The following is a 13912-nucleotide window of genomic DNA, read 5'->3' as shown; positions in this document are numbered from 1 at the left end:
GATGAACCGATGAGTCAATTGCGAAGTCCCCCTCCCCCAGTATTACTCGAAAATTCTCACCAGACTGGTCGCTTCGTCCTACAGGCGTTTTTACGATCGGGGTCTACCTTGAAAACGGGGGACGAAAAGGATGGCTTCGATGCCTTGACCTATACGATTATCAAGACAACACTATACGCAGGTGACGTACAGAATATGGATGCTCTTTTTATCGAATTACCTGCGTTTCAGAAACACCGCGATGACTATCTGGATGACGATCTGTTTCGCAGCTTTCAGTTGGAGCTGCTAAAAAACCCCGAAGCGGGCGATCTCATTGAAGGCACGGGCGGGCTGCGAAAAATCCGCTTTTTCGATCAACGTCGCGGTAAAGGCAAGCGTAGCGGGCTTAGGGTGATTTATTACTGGTGGTCAGGTTTCGATCAATTCTGGCTGTTCACCGTGTATAGCAAAAACGAGCAAGAAGACCTGTCGCCTGACCAGAAAAAACTTTTCAGACAAACGCTGGATAGAGAAATCAACACGAGAACCCACTATGAAACGTGACATTTTTTCCGAACTGATGGAAGGCCTCGAAGCCTTGGCTGACGAGCGCCAAGGCAAGGTCACGCTGCGGACCCACAAGGTCAAGCTGCCGGAACTGGTACCCATCACTGCCGAGGAAGTGGTAGCCATCCGTCAACAGCTCAATCTTTCCCGGTCGGTGTTCGCCATGTATCTACGCACCAACACCCGAACCCTCGAAAACTGGGAACAGGGACGGGCAACACCAAATGCCCAAGCCACGACACTGATCCGCTTGGTTGAACGCTTTCCGCAAACAATCGAACAACTCGCAGCGCTGACCTGAACGTGCAGGGTTGTCATTCCACCCACATGACGAAATTGTAATTCCCCCATCACCTTGGCGTTATCCGCAGCTTGCAACGATGTCACCCGGCGACCATGCCGGCGGGCCCTTGCCCGTCGAACAATAAAACCTACGCCGAAGCACGTTCCCGTTCTGCCGAACCCAAGGAGTGATTGATGGTTAACAATACAAAAATGTCGATGGCCGCTTTAGCGGTGGTTGTCGGCTCCGGGCCGTCCATGGTGTTGGCGGAAGATAAAGCCGAGGGGTTTATCGAGGGCAGTAGCCTGACGGTGCTCAACCGCAACTTCTACTTCAATCGTGATCACCGCAACGGCCAGTCCAGTCCCACCGGCAACGGTTATTCCGAAGCCTGGGCCCACGCGGTCATCAGCAAGTTCGAATCCGGTTTCACCCAAGGCACCGTCGGGGTCGGTGTCGATGCATTTGCGATGATCGGCTTGAAGCTCGACACCGGTGACGGTCGCAACGGTGGCCGTAGTTCGTTTGATGTGCTGCCGGTTAACAGTGACGGCGAGGCTCGGGACGAATACACCAAGGTCGGTGGCGCCGCCAAAGTGCGCGCCTTTGATACGGTGATCAAGGTGGGCGATGTGTTCCCCGCCAACCCGGTCGTGGCGGCGGGTGACTCCCGTTTGTTGCCGGAAAGTTTCCGCGGCGTCACGGCGACCAACACCAGCATCGAGGGTCTGTCGGTCCAGGGCGGTCGACTGCATGCGATGAGCCAACCGGTGTCCAGCGACATGCGCGAGAACTTCGCGACCTTCTATGCCGGCCCGGTCAATTCGCCGTGGATCGGTTATTTGGGCGGTGACTACTCGCTGAACAAGAACCTCAGTTTCAGCCTGTACTCCAGCCGTCTCAAGGATGCCTGGAATCAGTACTACGCTGGCACCGCATGGACTTACCCACTGTCGGATGACCTGTCACTGTTTGGCGGCCTGAACTATTACAAGGCGGTCGACGAGGGCAAAAAGTTGCTCGGCGAATTCGACAACAACATCTGGAGCGGTCGTGTCGGCGTGAAACTCGGTGCCCACTCCGTCGCGCTGTCGCACCAGCGCAACAACGGCAACGATGACTTCGATTACCTGCGCCAGTCCGACTCGATCTTCCTCGACAACTCCATCCAGTACAGCGACTTCAACTCGCCCAAGGAACGTTCGTGGATGGTGCGCTACGACCTCGACATGACGACCTATGGCGTTCCGGGGTTGTCGTTCATGACCCGTTACGCCCGGGGCACCGACGCCGACTATTCCAACGCCAATGCCGTGTACATGCGTCGCGATGCCGACGGCAACCCGCTGACTGACCAAAAGCGCTGGGAGCGCGACATCGAAGTCAAATACGTGGTGCAGAGCGGCTCGCTGAAAGACATGTCTCTGCGCCTGCGCCAAGCCACAACCCGCGCCACGGCATTTGAGTCGGATCTGGAAGAAGTGCGGGTAATTGTCGAGTATCCGCTGGCGATTCTCTGACTTCACGGTTAATGCAAATTCACCTTTAGAAGCTCCTTGCTCCTTTGGTAAGAGGTGAATTCTTTTGGCGTCCTTCGGGGCGCCTTTTTTATGCCCTAGGATTGCCAGCTGCAAGCTACCGTAGATCGCGACCTGACTCAGTACCCATGCTGCACTCTCGGCATAATCAACCCGCTATTGCGACAACATCGAGTGCTAGCGCAGCGGCAGCATCAGGGTAATAGGGGAAATGCCTGGGCACGGAATAAATCCCGCGTACTTAATGTAGAAATTTGACAGGCGGTCGTTAAGTGGGTGGACGATGATTGCGCTCGAGCCGATAGATTGGGATGCGTTGATGGCTCGCTCAATCGCATCCTGCAGCAAGTCGATGGCGAAACCCTCACCCTGAGCTTCGCGTGTTACTCCCATACGCCCTAGTAGCGTCACTGGATGGACGCTTGGTGAATTGCGTTGATGACTTTTCGGCATGACGTTGGCACGAGCGACTGAACCGCTCGACAGAGTGTAATAAGCCATCACGATCGACGTGGCTTTGCGGCAGCTGACATAAACAACCGCCTGTTTAGCGGCTTGCGCCTTTCGTGCCTTCTTTTGCAGGTATTGATCGATGGACACTTCACCCGAATCGAAGTCATCAAGCTCGTGATGATCGTTAAGTCTTTCGGGTGCGGTCAGCTCCACCGCTTTGGACGTGCGAGCAGTTGGTGCAGGCATTCGTTACCTCGGGCCGGGTTGGCTTCAATAGCCTGTTCGAATGCGTCAAATGCAACGTCGTCGAGAAGGAACAATCGTTTATCCAGAATCACTTCTTCAGCTTTTTGACACGCTGCTTCCAGGATAAAGCTTGTGCGATCACGACCGGACATGGCAGCTGCCAGATCGATCAGGTTACGTTTCTTTTCGTCCGCTCTCATGTTGATTGGAACGGGTTTGGATTTTTCAACGCTTTCAGCTGTGGTGGACATTGTTCTGTTTCCCATCTGGGTAGGTGATGTTGGAGCCGGAGCCTCCTTATGGCATTAGCACATCAGCATGTATTTGCTTTTCATTTTTTTGACTCCTTGAGTGGCCCGGAGAGACTTGGGCCATGCTGCTTAACGTGAGATCTAACGTTTTAGGTGTGAAGCCATGAAGGCGGCGTCGGAATCGATTCTATACCGACCGTATAGCTAATGCATATACGCGTGTAGCTTTCTGATATACGGTCGACGCTCATCTAAATGTGGCGAGAAACAAAACTCTCGCCACATTGCTCAACACCTAGGCAGTCACCTCAACGTTATCCAACGCCTGATTCACCGCCAGCTCTCCCAACATCACCACTTGAGCAATGCCCAGCAAAGTCTTGCGGTGGGTGCCTTCCAGCAGCGCGGCGAAGTCACCGAGCATGACCGTGGCCGAGGACAATGACTCGCTGGCATTAGCCAGCAGGGATTCGGTGTCGGCTTTGGGATTGGCGAAATACATCTGGTTGGGGGTGTAGGGCGTGGCCATGACGTGGGCGGTAGGGTTCAGGTAGTAATCGAGCGCACGTTCGGCAGCTTCGTCGAGTTTTTTGGAGTTGATGGTGGTGTAGGGAGACGTTGAGTCGGCGTCCGAAACGGCGTCTGCTTCGGGAGGGTTGGGTGTTGGCTTTTTCATGGTGAAACTCCACTGAAAAGTTGGAGCTGCCCCATTCTGTTTCCGGACGAAGAGGTGGCAGCTGTACGCAGGTTGGAAACCCGGGCAGCGGCGACCCGGTCGACCCGAAGGTCTCCCACGCACAGCCGCCATAACGGAGTGCACACATTCAAGGTGCGCAAGGATACGTTATGAAAGGCGTGTTGGCGCCACTGTTACTGATCGGGGTTTCCAGGCCCGGTCGCTGAATTGGCAGCGACGAACACAGGCTAGGGACCGGACGTCCGACGGACAACCTGAAAACATTGTGGGAAGCTTCTGCACTTGCGCCATATCCGTTAAACATCCCGAATTGAAATACACACTGTGTAGGAGCTGCCGAAGGCTGCGATCTTTTGATTTTGCTTTTCAAGATCAAGATCAAAAGATCGCAGCCTTCGGCAGTTCCTACAGGGGGGATGCGACATCAGTTGCCGCATTTGCAGAGAGGGAATCGGTGTTAGCCGCCGCGTTTGCGGCAATCGCCTGCCACTGTGTATTTGATGGTGTTGAGTTGGCCCTGAGAATCTTCGTAGGTCATGGCGGTGGGTACTGCGGTGCAAGCATCTTGCGGCCGCACAACGCTCACCACTTTGACCACGTCCAGCTTCATTCCGTATGCGTAGTCTTTCACCATCGGCGCAGGTTTACCCTGGCTGGCAGCGTACTGCTCCATGGCTTTGGCGTTGGCACTGAACGCCCTCTCAAACGTCCTGTCACCGCCGCCTTCTGCCAGCGCATTCAACGACATCGCCATCACGCCGACGAACGCCATCCACTTAACAACTTTCATATCCAATACCTACAAATCCGGGCTCAAAAAAAAGCCCAGCATCGGCAATCGATGACGGGCTCGTTCAAGTGCGACGCGCTTACAAGTCTTGGTTCTTGTCGTTTTTCTTTTCATTCACGACGACGGGATCACGTGCCTGTTCCTTGGCAGCAAACAGCTCCACCGAGCGGTCATTGGCCGCCATCATTTTCTCGAAAGTTCTGTCGCCGCCGCCCTCTGCCATGACCAGAGAAGACATCACCAACGCCACTGCAAAGGCACTCAGTTGTGCAAGTTTCATGTTTGATTCCTCGTTTAATTAACTAACGGGATCAAGGTAACAATCCGAACCTTTCGTGACGGTGGCGCGCAAATTACATATCCGTTATGTGGGAGGGGCAGTCATCGGAGAGTATTGATCACTCAGAAAATCTGCAGACGGAGAAATACCTGTGGCGAGGGAGCTTGCTCCCGCTGGGGCGCGAGGCGGCCCTTGCTCTTCATCTGAAAAGCGGGGCCTGCTGCGCAGTCCAGCGGGAGCAAGCTCCCTCGCCACAGAGGCTGTATTCACAGCGTTGGTTTAGGGGGTGGGAGTTACTTCCTCATCCCGCCGATGGGCGAGTTGATACAACGCAGGCAATATCAGCAGCGTCAGGATGGTCGATGACAGAATCCCGCCAATCACCACCGTCGCCAGCGGACGTTGCACCTCGGCGCCAGTGCCCGTCGCCAAGGCCATGGGAATGAAGCCCAGGGACGCCACCAGCGCCGTCATCAACACCGGTCGTAGCCGCGTCAGCGCGCCTTCGTTGATCGCGTCGCCAAGGGAGCGCCCCTCCTCCCGCAGGTTGCGGATGAACGCAATCATCACCAGACCGTTGAGCACCGCCACCCCCGACAGCGCAATAAATCCAACACCCGCCGAAATCGACAACGGAATGTCCCGCAACCACAACGCCATGACGCCACCCGTCAACGCAAACGGAATCCCGGTGAACACCAGCAAACCGTCCTTAAGGTTGTTGAACATCATGAACAGCAGCCCAAACACCAACAGCAACGCGACCGGCACCACAATCTGCAAGCGTTTGGCCGCCGATTGCAACTGCTCGAACTGCCCGCCCCAACGGGTCCAGTAACCGGCCGGAACCTGAACATCGCGCTCGATCACCTCGCCCGCTTCTTTAACGAACGAACCGATGTCACGACCGCGCACGTTGGCGCTGACAATCACCAGGCGCTTGCCGTTTTCGCGACTGATCTGATTCGGGCCCAGCACCAGATCGAGGCTGGCGACTTCCTTGAGGGCGATGAAACCAATCTGATCGGCAGCCCCATTGAGCGGTGCCGGCACCGGAATCAGCAACACCGACAGACCTTCGATGTCCTTGCGCATGACATCGGACAAACGCACCACCATGTCGAAACGCCGGTCTCCTTCATACAGCGTCCCGGCTTTGCGCCCGCCGACCGCCACCGCAATGGTGTCTTGCACATCGCCGACGTTGAGCCCGTATCGCGCAGCCTTGTCGCGGTCGATGTTGATGGTCAGCACCGGCAGGCCGGTGGTTTGTTCGACTTTGACCTCGGACGCGCCATTGACCTTTTGCATGGCAGCGGCAATTTTCGCAGCCGTGGCGTTGAGCACGTCCATGTCATCGCCGAACACCTTGACCGCCACGTCGCTGCGCACGCCGGAGATCAGCTCGTTGAAGCGCAACTGGATCGGCTGGGACAATTCATAGTTGCTGCCCGGCAGCGTCGCAGCGGCTTGTTGCAGTTCGGCCATCAGGGTCTGGCGAGACTTGCCCGGGTCCGGCCACTGCTCTTTCGGCTTGAGCATCACGTAGCTGTCGGAGATGTTCGGCGGCATCGGGTCGGAGGCGATTTCGGCGGTGCCGGTGCGGGCGAACACGCGCTCGACTTCCGGCACTTTGCCCAGGATCAGGGTTTCCAGACGCTGCTGCATATCGACCGATTGCGTGAGGCTGGTGCCCGGCACGCGCAAGGCTTGCAGGGCAAAATCACCTTCGCTGAGGCTCGGCACAAACTCGCTGCCCATGCGGCTGGTCAGTACGCCGCTGAGCACAATCACGCCCAGCGCCGCGCCCACCGCCACGGCGCGATGAGACATCACCCAGGCCAGCGCCGGCGCATAGGCCCGCCGCGCGCCGCGCATGACCACCCCTTCCTCTTCTTTGACTTTGCCGGTGACGAACAGCGCGATGGCTGCCGGGACAAAGGTGACGGACAAGAGCATGGCGCCCAACAGCGCGATCACGACGGTGAAAGCCATCGGGTGGAACATTTTCCCTTCGACACCGTTCAGGGCGAAGATCGGCAGGTACACGACCATGATGATCAACTGGCCAAAGATCAGCGGTCGGCGTGCCTCTTTGGCCGCTGCAAACACTTCGTGGAAACGCTCGGAGCGGCTCAGCAAACGCCCGTGATGGTGCTGCGCATGGGCCAGCCGCCGCAGGGTGTTTTCGACGATCACCACGGCGCCGTCGACGATGATCCCGAAGTCGAGGGCACCGAGGCTCATCAGGTTGGCGCTGACCTTGTTACTGAACATGCCGGTGAAGGTGAACAGCATCGACAACGGGATGACCATCGCGGTGATCAGCGCGGCGCGGATGTTGCCTAAAAACAGGAACAGAATCGCGATCACCAGAATCGCGCCTTCCACCAGGTTCTTTTTCACCGTGGCGATGGCTTTGTCCACCAGGTGCGTGCGGTCATACACCGGGACGGCGATCACGCCTTCAGGCAGCGAGCGATTGATCTGCTCAAGCTTGCTGGCCACTGCCTGGGAGACGGTGCGACTGTTTTCACCGATCAGCATGAACACGGTGCCGAGCACCACTTCGCGACCGTTTTCGGTGGCGGCACCGGTGCGCAGTTCGCGGCCGATGTCCACGGTTGCGACGTTCTTGATCCGGATCGGCGTGCCGTCGACGTTGGCCATCACGATATTGGCGATGTCCTCGGTACTCGCCACCTGCCCGGGCGCACGAATCAGCAACTGCTCGCCGTTGCGCTCCAGGTATCCGGCGCCGACGTTGGCGTTGTTGCGTTCCAGCGCCGTGACCAGATCGGTGAGGGTCAGTTTGTAAGCCGCCAGCCGTTTCGGGTCGGGGGCGATCTGGTATTCCTTGGCGAAACCGCCGATGGTGTTGATCTCGGCCACACCGGGGACGTTGCGCAATTGCGGCTTGATGATCCAGTCCTGAATCACCCGCAAATCGGTCGGTGTGTAGGCCGAGCCGTCGTCCTTGAGCGCCCCTTCCCTGGCTTCCACCGTCCACAGGAAAATCTCGCCAAGCCCCGTGGAAATCGGCCCCATCACCGCTTCGGTGCCTTCGGGCAATTGCTCTTTGGCGATCTGCAAGCGCTCGTTGACCAGTTGCCGGGCGAAGAACAGATCGGTGCCGTCCTTGAAGATCACCGTGACCTGCGACAGCCCCGAACGCGACAGCGAACGGGTCTGCTCCAGCGCCGGTAAACCGGCCATGGCGGTTTCAATCGGGAAGGTGATGCGTTGCTCGGTTTCCAGCGGCGAAAACCCGGCGGCACCGGTGTTGATTTGCACCTGGACGTTGGTGATGTCGGGCACGGCATCGATCGGCAGTTTTTGATAACTGGCGATGCCGAGGCCGGCCATGAGCAAAACGGCGAGCAGCACAATGATGCGCTGCTCGATGGCAAACTGGATCAGGCGTTCGAACATGAGAACCTTCTCGTCGAGGGGGCGGATCAGTGGGAGTCTTCAGTGAGCGGCTTCAGTGAGCGTCTTTAATGAGAGTGTTCAGCCGAAGCTTTACCCAGTTCCGATTTGAGAACGAAGCTGCCGGCCGCGGCGACTTGTGCGCCGGGTTCCAGGCCCTGAGTGACTTCCACCTGACCGGCCGCGCGACTGCCCAGCTCCACCGCTTGCGCCTTGAAGCCGTCGTCGGTGCGCACGAACACCGTGGGTTTGTCCTCGACGGTCTGGATGGCGGCTTCGGGCACGGCGACTTTGGCCTGGCGGCTGTCGGTCGCCACCAGCGCGGTGACGAACAGTCCGGGGCGCCACGAGCCTTGCGGGTTTTCCAGGGTGACGCGAACGGTGGCGGTGCGCGTCTGTTCACCGAGCAAACTGCCGACGTAGGCCACGGTGCCGGCGACTTCGGCATTTAGTTCCGGGGCGCTGACGGTGACCGGTTTACCCACCTGCACCTTGGTCAGATCCTTGGGCGAAACGCCGAAAGTCACCCAGACCCGGGACAGATCCGAGAGCGTGAAAGCACTCGTGGCTTCGTCGACCACTTCCCCCGGCGTCAGGTGTTTTTCCACCACCACGCCGTCGAACGGTGCGCGCAGCTCATAACGATTGCCGCCGCTGGCGACCATGCTGCCGCTGAGTACGCTGATTTTTTGCCGGGCATTGTTCAGGGCGATTTCGGCTTCTTCCAACGCCTGTCGGGCCTGGAGGAAATCCTGTTCGGCGGAAATCTTGTCCTGCCATAACTGCTTCTCGCGCTCATACGTGGTGCGCGCCAATGCCAGACGCCGTAGCGCGGCAGCCTGCTCGCTGCGCTGATCAGAAATCTGCTGACTGGCAATCACCGCCAGCAATTGGCCCTTCTTCACCGTCTGCCCGAGATTGGCCGATACCGACTCGACCACCCCGGGCACTCGCGGCACGACGTGGGCGGTGCGGTCTTCGTCAAAACGCACTTCGCCGGGGAACGGCAGGCCGAGGCTGATGCTTTGCGACCGCGCTTCGGCCAGTTGAATGCCTGCCGAGGCGATTTGCTCGACGCTCAGTGTCAGGTGTCCCTCTTCGCCCTCACCTTCGGCGTGCTCACCGTCGGCTGCGGCGCCCTCTTCGGCATGATCGGCATGCTCCGCCGCTTCATCGGCGTGGACGTCAATGGGTGAGTTGCCCGTCCACGTCGAACCGATACCCATGCCCAGTGCCAACGTCGCCACCGCGACAACGATCAGTTTTTTATCCATGGAAACTCCTCTGCGTCAGGCCATCGCGCAGTGATCTAAAAGATGAAATTCAGGGGCTGACTGCAAACGCACCGAGATCGCCAAAAATGCGTTCAATGCGCACCCGCGCGTCCGTTGCTTCAGCAACGGCCTGGATGTACTGCGTGCGGGCGCTGATCAGGGTGCGCTGGGCGTCGAGCACATCGAGGAAGCCGAACTTACCCATTTCGAAACCGCGCGTGGCAGTGTCGACCGCACTCTGCGCGGCGGGCAGAATCGTCTGGTTGAACGCGTTGACTTCGCCGTTGGCGGTCTGCCACTGCTCAAGGGTGGTCTGGATGTCCGTGCGCAAACGCAGCTCGGTGGCGTTGCGCAGATCCCGCGCCTGATCGGCGCGCCGCGCTGCCGCCAGCACGTTGCCCTGATTGCGGTTGAACAGCGGAATCGGCATCGACAACCCGACCACGTTCACCCGCTCGCGCTCCAGTTCGTTGTACTGACTGCCGACACTCACGGTCAGATCGGGAATCCGCTGGGCCTTTTCCAGACCCAATGAGGCTTCGCGCTGATCGATCTGCAATTTGGCCAGTCGCAACTCGGCGGTCTCATTCAGACGCTCAAGCAACCGGGTCGCTGGCGGCACGCTGGACATGCCTTGCACGGCCGTCTGCACATTGACCGACATCGGCAACGGGGCGCCCATGACCTGCGCCAGTTGCTGGTAGGCATTGGCCTGGTCGCGCTCGGCGCGGCTCAGTTCCAGACGCACTTGCGACAATTGCACCTGCGCCCGCGTGCCTTCGACCGGCGACAATTTGCCCGCCTCGATACGCCCCTGCGCCACCCGCAAACCGTGCTCGGCCAGTTGCAGCGACTGACGCGACAACTGCAACCGCTGCTGCGCGGTCTGTGCACTGGAGAACGCTTGAATCACATCGGCGCGCAGAGCGTTGCGCTTGCGCTCCAGTTCGATCCCGGCCGCATCCTGCGCGCGGCTCGCGACGCCGATACGTGCGCCGCGCTTGCCGCCCAGCTCAATTGGCTGGCTGATCAGCACCGTTGTGGTTCGCGAATCGCGCCGGGTGTCTTCGGCCTCCCACGACAGTTCGGGGTTGGGGATCAAACCGGCTTGCTGCCGATCCCCTTGGGCAATACCGATTTCCCACTGGGCGGCAGCCAAGTCAGGGTTGCCAGCAAACGCCGTTTGCAAGGCCTGATCCAGCGTCAGCGTCGAGCCGGACGAAACCGCCGCCAAACCGGGGCCGGCCAGCAACAAAAGGCAGCTGGCCGTGACCGCCGCTCCTGTTTTTTTCAGGCGTGATCGCGCCGTCAGTTCTCTTAAACCGGGCAATTGAATACTTCCTTTTTAAATCAAGAAAATTCGATGCCGCCACGGTAGGGTTTTGAACTTATCGACAAGGTGACTGGAACATTACAAATTCGTTATCCACGGTCACGACAAGTTGTTTTGCTTTAGCATGAAAAGTGCAAAATCCGATATAGCAATACATAGAAACAAATGCCCTATCGTTATCCGTCGAACAGCACTTGTCTGAATTCAATTCCCATGAGGCAGATGAACTTTCCGCTTCATCCGGTGCGACATGCCGTCGCAGAGAGCAAGCTTAAAGGCTCAAAACCAAGGTCTTCAGTTGACCCTGTAGCCACTACAGACTTTATCCTGCACGCCTTCAGCTGGAGATCTTTCTGTAGGAAAACAGAAAATCAAACAATTAGCTGTTACTGAAACACGTCCGGAAGCCCCTACAAAAACAACAACTTTCCCGGCCACCTTAATTAAATACCCATTGAATAAACAGGGTGACTGATCATGCGAATTCTTGTCGTCGAGGACGAGTTTAAAACTGCCGAATACTTACATCAGGGATTGACGGAAAGTGGTTATATCGTTGACCACGCGGCCACCGGCGCCGATGGACTGCACCTGGCCCGACAGCAGGTGTATGACCTGGTGATACTGGACGTCAATCTGCCGGAGCTGGACGGCTGGGGCGTGCTGGAACAACTGCGTCGCACCCACTCCACCCGGGTGATGATGCTGACTGCACGGGGTCGTTTGGCGGACAAGATCCGTGGCCTCGACCTGGGTGCCGACGATTATCTGGTCAAGCCGTTCGAGTTTCCGGAATTGCTGGCGCGGGTGCGCACCCTGATGCGTCGCAGCGAGAACACTCCGTTGCCGCAGGTGCTCAAAGTCGCCGATCTGGAACTCGATCCCGGACGCCATCGCGCGTTCCGTGGCGAACAGCGCATCGACCTGACCACCAAGGAGTTCGCCCTGCTGCACCTGCTGATGCGCCAGTCTGGCGAAGTGCTGACCCGCACCCAGATCATCTCGCTGGTGTGGGACATGAACTTCGATTGCGACACCAACGTGGTCGAAGTCTCGATCCGCCGTCTGCGGGCGAAAATCGACGACCCGTTCGACAATAAATTGATCCATACCCTGCGCGGTGTCGGCTATGTGCTGGAGGCACGGGAATGAAGCCTGCCAGCCTGTCGCTGCGGCTAGGTCTGACGGTCAGTATTCTCGGGGCGCTGCTGGTGGTGTTCTTGGCGATTCTCGCGTATTTCGCCCTGACCCATGAGCTGAACGCGTTATCCAGAGACAGTCTGCAAAGGAAAATGGAGCAGGTTGAACACAGCCTGTCGCTGTACACCGATACCGGCGAAATCAGTACGAAACCGCATATCTTGCTCGATCAAGTCATGGGGCACGACAACCTCACCCTGACCATTTACGACCGGACCAACTGGCGCACGCCGCTGCTCAAATCCGGCTCAGGCATGGCCGATCCGCGCCAACAAATCAAAGCGGTCCGGTCGGTGACCGATCAGTTGGCCTACTCCGTCAGCACCGACGCTCAGGACGCAAAATTCCTCACTGCCTCCCGACTGATCCGCATCAAGGACGGCACCAGCGTCCCGGTGCTGCTATCGATGGACAATGCCCACGATCGGGCGCTGCTCAATGCTTATCTGCGCTCGACATTGATTGCGTTACCGTTGCTGCTGATCTTCATCGGTCTCAGTGCCTGGGCGGCGGTGCAGCGCGGTCTGGCGCCGATGCGCGAGTTTCGCAAGGTGGCGGCGATGGTTTCGACGCAAGACCTCGACCATCGGCTGTCGGTGGTGAACATGCCTCAGGAACTCAGTGAACTGGCACAAGGCATCAACTTCATGCTGCACCGCCTCGACAGCGGCGTGCAGCAGTTGTCGCAGTTCTCCGACGATCTGGCCCACGAACTGCGCACGCCGATCAACAACTTGATGGGCAAGGCGCAGGTGATACTGTCCCGGGAGCGCACGGCCGAGGAATACAAAAACGTGTTGGTGTCCTGCACTGAAGAGCTGGAGCGCGTCGCACGAATTGTCTCGGACATGCTGTTTCTGGCCCAGGTCAGTCACCCGTCGGCGCTCACGCCTTTCGAGTCGATTGCACTGGAGGATGAAGCGCTGAAAGTCGCCGATCTGTTTTCCCTGTCGGCTCAGGATAAGCAGATCGATCTGATCGTGGTCGGTAGCGCTCGGGTGCTGGGCGACCGCTTGATGATTCAACGGGCGATCTCCAACCTGCTGTCCAACGCCCTGCGCCACTGCCCGGCCGGGCAAACGGTTTCACTGCTGATTGAACAAGGGGCGACACAGGTCTCGCTGCTGCTCAGCAACCCCGGCATGGGGATCGAAGCGCAGCATCTGCCGCACCTGTTCGACCGCTTTTACCGGGTCGACAGCAGCCGGTCCCGCTCGCAAGGCAGCACCGGACTGGGCCTGGCCATCGTGCGCTCGATCATGAGCCTGCATCAGGGGGTGGCTGAGGTGAAGAGCTTGCCGGGTACGATGACGGTGTTCAGGTTGGGGTTTCCTGCGGTTGAAGGGGTGGCGCGCTGAGGTGTCAGGCTTCAGATCTGCACCGTCAGGGCCGGCCTCTTCGCGGGCAAGCCCAGCTCCCACAGGTTTCACCGGTGTTCACAAACCTTGCGAACAACCGAGCCCCTTGTGGGAGCGTGGCTTGCCCGCGAAGGCGTCGGGTCAGTCGACATTGTTTTGAATGTCAGTCCGCCATCGCGAGCAGGCTCGCTCCCACAGGTTTCACTGGTGTTCACATATATTGCGAACAAC

The 13912-nt window shown here is 58.4% G+C and carries 13 protein-coding genes; 5 read left to right on the top strand and 8 right to left on the bottom strand.

The window, feature by feature from the left end; translation table 11 throughout:
* The first annotated feature begins 195 nt into the window (after nucleotides 1-195).
* From LOY38_RS10930 to LOY38_RS10920, 3 genes are all read left to right on the top strand, one after another.
* On the top strand, nucleotides 196-546 hold the full coding sequence (locus tag LOY38_RS10930) for a type II toxin-antitoxin system RelE/ParE family toxin (RefSeq protein ID WP_223490197.1): 351 nt from the start codon (nucleotides 196-198) through the stop codon (nucleotides 544-546).
* Nucleotides 536-850 carry a DNA-binding transcriptional regulator gene (locus tag LOY38_RS10925; RefSeq protein ID WP_223489915.1) on the top strand — a complete coding sequence of 105 codons (315 nt, stop codon included), beginning with the start codon at nucleotides 536-538 and terminating at the stop codon, nucleotides 848-850. The genes LOY38_RS10930 and LOY38_RS10925 overlap by 11 nt, the downstream gene beginning before the upstream one ends.
* Before the next feature lie 176 nt (nucleotides 851-1026).
* Nucleotides 1027-2352: an OprD family porin gene (locus LOY38_RS10920; RefSeq protein WP_258700026.1), complete on the top strand. Its 1326-nt coding sequence runs from the start codon at nucleotides 1027-1029 to the stop codon at nucleotides 2350-2352.
* A 195-nt stretch (nucleotides 2353-2547) separates the two neighbouring features.
* On the opposite strand, the gene LOY38_RS10915 is transcribed toward LOY38_RS10920, so the two are convergent.
* The 8 genes from LOY38_RS10915 to LOY38_RS10880 form a co-directional block, all read right to left on the bottom strand.
* Entirely contained in the window at nucleotides 2548-3069 is a 522-nt protein-coding gene (locus tag LOY38_RS10915) for a hypothetical protein (protein WP_223489911.1), read from the bottom strand.
* Complete coding sequence (locus LOY38_RS10910) at nucleotides 3027-3320, bottom strand: DUF1778 domain-containing protein (RefSeq protein WP_223489909.1); 294 nt, start codon at nucleotides 3318-3320, stop codon at nucleotides 3027-3029. The genes LOY38_RS10915 and LOY38_RS10910 overlap by 43 nt, the downstream gene beginning before the upstream one ends.
* Before the next feature lie 295 nt (nucleotides 3321-3615).
* Nucleotides 3616-3996, bottom strand: a complete 381-nt coding sequence (locus LOY38_RS10905) for a DUF6124 family protein (protein WP_258700025.1) — start codon at nucleotides 3994-3996, stop codon at nucleotides 3616-3618.
* Nucleotides 3997-4474: 478 nt separating this feature from the next.
* Nucleotides 4475-4807: a DUF2790 domain-containing protein gene (locus LOY38_RS10900; protein ID WP_258700024.1), complete on the bottom strand. Its 333-nt coding sequence runs from the start codon at nucleotides 4805-4807 to the stop codon at nucleotides 4475-4477.
* A 79-nt stretch (nucleotides 4808-4886) separates the two neighbouring features.
* Complete coding sequence (locus LOY38_RS10895; protein ID WP_258700023.1) at nucleotides 4887-5087, bottom strand: co-regulatory protein PtrA N-terminal domain-containing protein; 201 nt, start codon at nucleotides 5085-5087, stop codon at nucleotides 4887-4889.
* A 279-nt stretch (nucleotides 5088-5366) separates the two neighbouring features.
* Nucleotides 5367-8519, bottom strand: a complete 3153-nt coding sequence (locus tag LOY38_RS10890; RefSeq protein WP_258700022.1) for a CusA/CzcA family heavy metal efflux RND transporter — start codon at nucleotides 8517-8519, stop codon at nucleotides 5367-5369.
* 65 nt (nucleotides 8520-8584) lie between these two features.
* The gene (locus tag LOY38_RS10885; RefSeq protein ID WP_258700021.1) at nucleotides 8585-9790 is read right to left on the bottom strand and encodes an efflux RND transporter periplasmic adaptor subunit; all 1206 of its coding nucleotides are present in this window, start codon (nucleotides 9788-9790) and stop codon (nucleotides 8585-8587) included.
* Between the two features lie 49 nt (nucleotides 9791-9839).
* On the bottom strand, nucleotides 9840-11120 hold the full coding sequence (locus tag LOY38_RS10880; protein WP_258700020.1) for a TolC family protein: 1281 nt from the start codon (nucleotides 11118-11120) through the stop codon (nucleotides 9840-9842).
* Nucleotides 11121-11600: 480 nt separating this feature from the next.
* Between LOY38_RS10880 and LOY38_RS10875 the strand changes: the two genes are divergently transcribed.
* Both LOY38_RS10875 and LOY38_RS10870 read left to right on the top strand, forming a co-directional pair.
* Nucleotides 11601-12275 carry a heavy metal response regulator transcription factor gene (locus LOY38_RS10875; protein ID WP_258700019.1) on the top strand — a complete coding sequence of 225 codons (675 nt, stop codon included), beginning with the start codon at nucleotides 11601-11603 and terminating at the stop codon, nucleotides 12273-12275.
* Nucleotides 12272-13681, top strand: coding sequence for a heavy metal sensor histidine kinase (locus LOY38_RS10870; RefSeq protein WP_258700018.1), 1410 nt, complete (start codon nucleotides 12272-12274; stop codon nucleotides 13679-13681). Before LOY38_RS10875 ends, LOY38_RS10870 begins: the two co-directional genes overlap by 4 nt.
* Nucleotides 13682-13912 lie beyond the last annotated feature (231 nt).

Source organism: Pseudomonas sp. B21-015 (genome assembly GCF_024749285.1).
Lineage (GTDB): Bacteria > Pseudomonadota > Gammaproteobacteria > Pseudomonadales > Pseudomonadaceae > Aquipseudomonas.
This window is presented reverse-complemented; position numbering and strand designations above follow the sequence as displayed.

Bases quoted from the DNA above. Each gene is read 5' to 3' on its own strand.
- LOY38_RS10870 (WP_258700018.1), top strand. From the start codon at position 12,272: ATGAAGCCTGCCAGCCTGTCGCTGCGGCTAGGTCTGACGGTCAGTATT.
- LOY38_RS10925 (WP_223489915.1), top strand. From the start codon at position 536: ATGAAACGTGACATTTTTTCCGAACTGATGGAAGGCCTCGAAGCCTTG.
- LOY38_RS10920 (WP_258700026.1), top strand. From the start codon at position 1,027: ATGGTTAACAATACAAAAATGTCGATGGCCGCTTTAGCGGTGGTTGTC.
- LOY38_RS10905 (WP_258700025.1), bottom strand. From the start codon at position 3,996: ATGAAAAAGCCAACACCCAACCCTCCCGAAGCAGACGCCGTTTCGGAC.
- LOY38_RS10910 (WP_223489909.1), bottom strand. From the start codon at position 3,320: ATGTCCACCACAGCTGAAAGCGTTGAAAAATCCAAACCCGTTCCAATC.
- LOY38_RS10885 (WP_258700021.1), bottom strand. From the start codon at position 9,790: ATGGATAAAAAACTGATCGTTGTCGCGGTGGCGACGTTGGCACTGGGC.
- LOY38_RS10915 (WP_223489911.1), bottom strand. From the start codon at position 3,069: ATGCCTGCACCAACTGCTCGCACGTCCAAAGCGGTGGAGCTGACCGCA.
- LOY38_RS10875 (WP_258700019.1), top strand. From the start codon at position 11,601: ATGCGAATTCTTGTCGTCGAGGACGAGTTTAAAACTGCCGAATACTTA.
- LOY38_RS10930 (WP_223490197.1), top strand. From the start codon at position 196: ATGGATGCTCTTTTTATCGAATTACCTGCGTTTCAGAAACACCGCGAT.
- LOY38_RS10890 (WP_258700022.1), bottom strand. From the start codon at position 8,519: ATGTTCGAACGCCTGATCCAGTTTGCCATCGAGCAGCGCATCATTGTG.
- LOY38_RS10900 (WP_258700024.1), bottom strand. From the start codon at position 4,807: ATGAAAGTTGTTAAGTGGATGGCGTTCGTCGGCGTGATGGCGATGTCG.
- LOY38_RS10895 (WP_258700023.1), bottom strand. From the start codon at position 5,087: ATGAAACTTGCACAACTGAGTGCCTTTGCAGTGGCGTTGGTGATGTCT.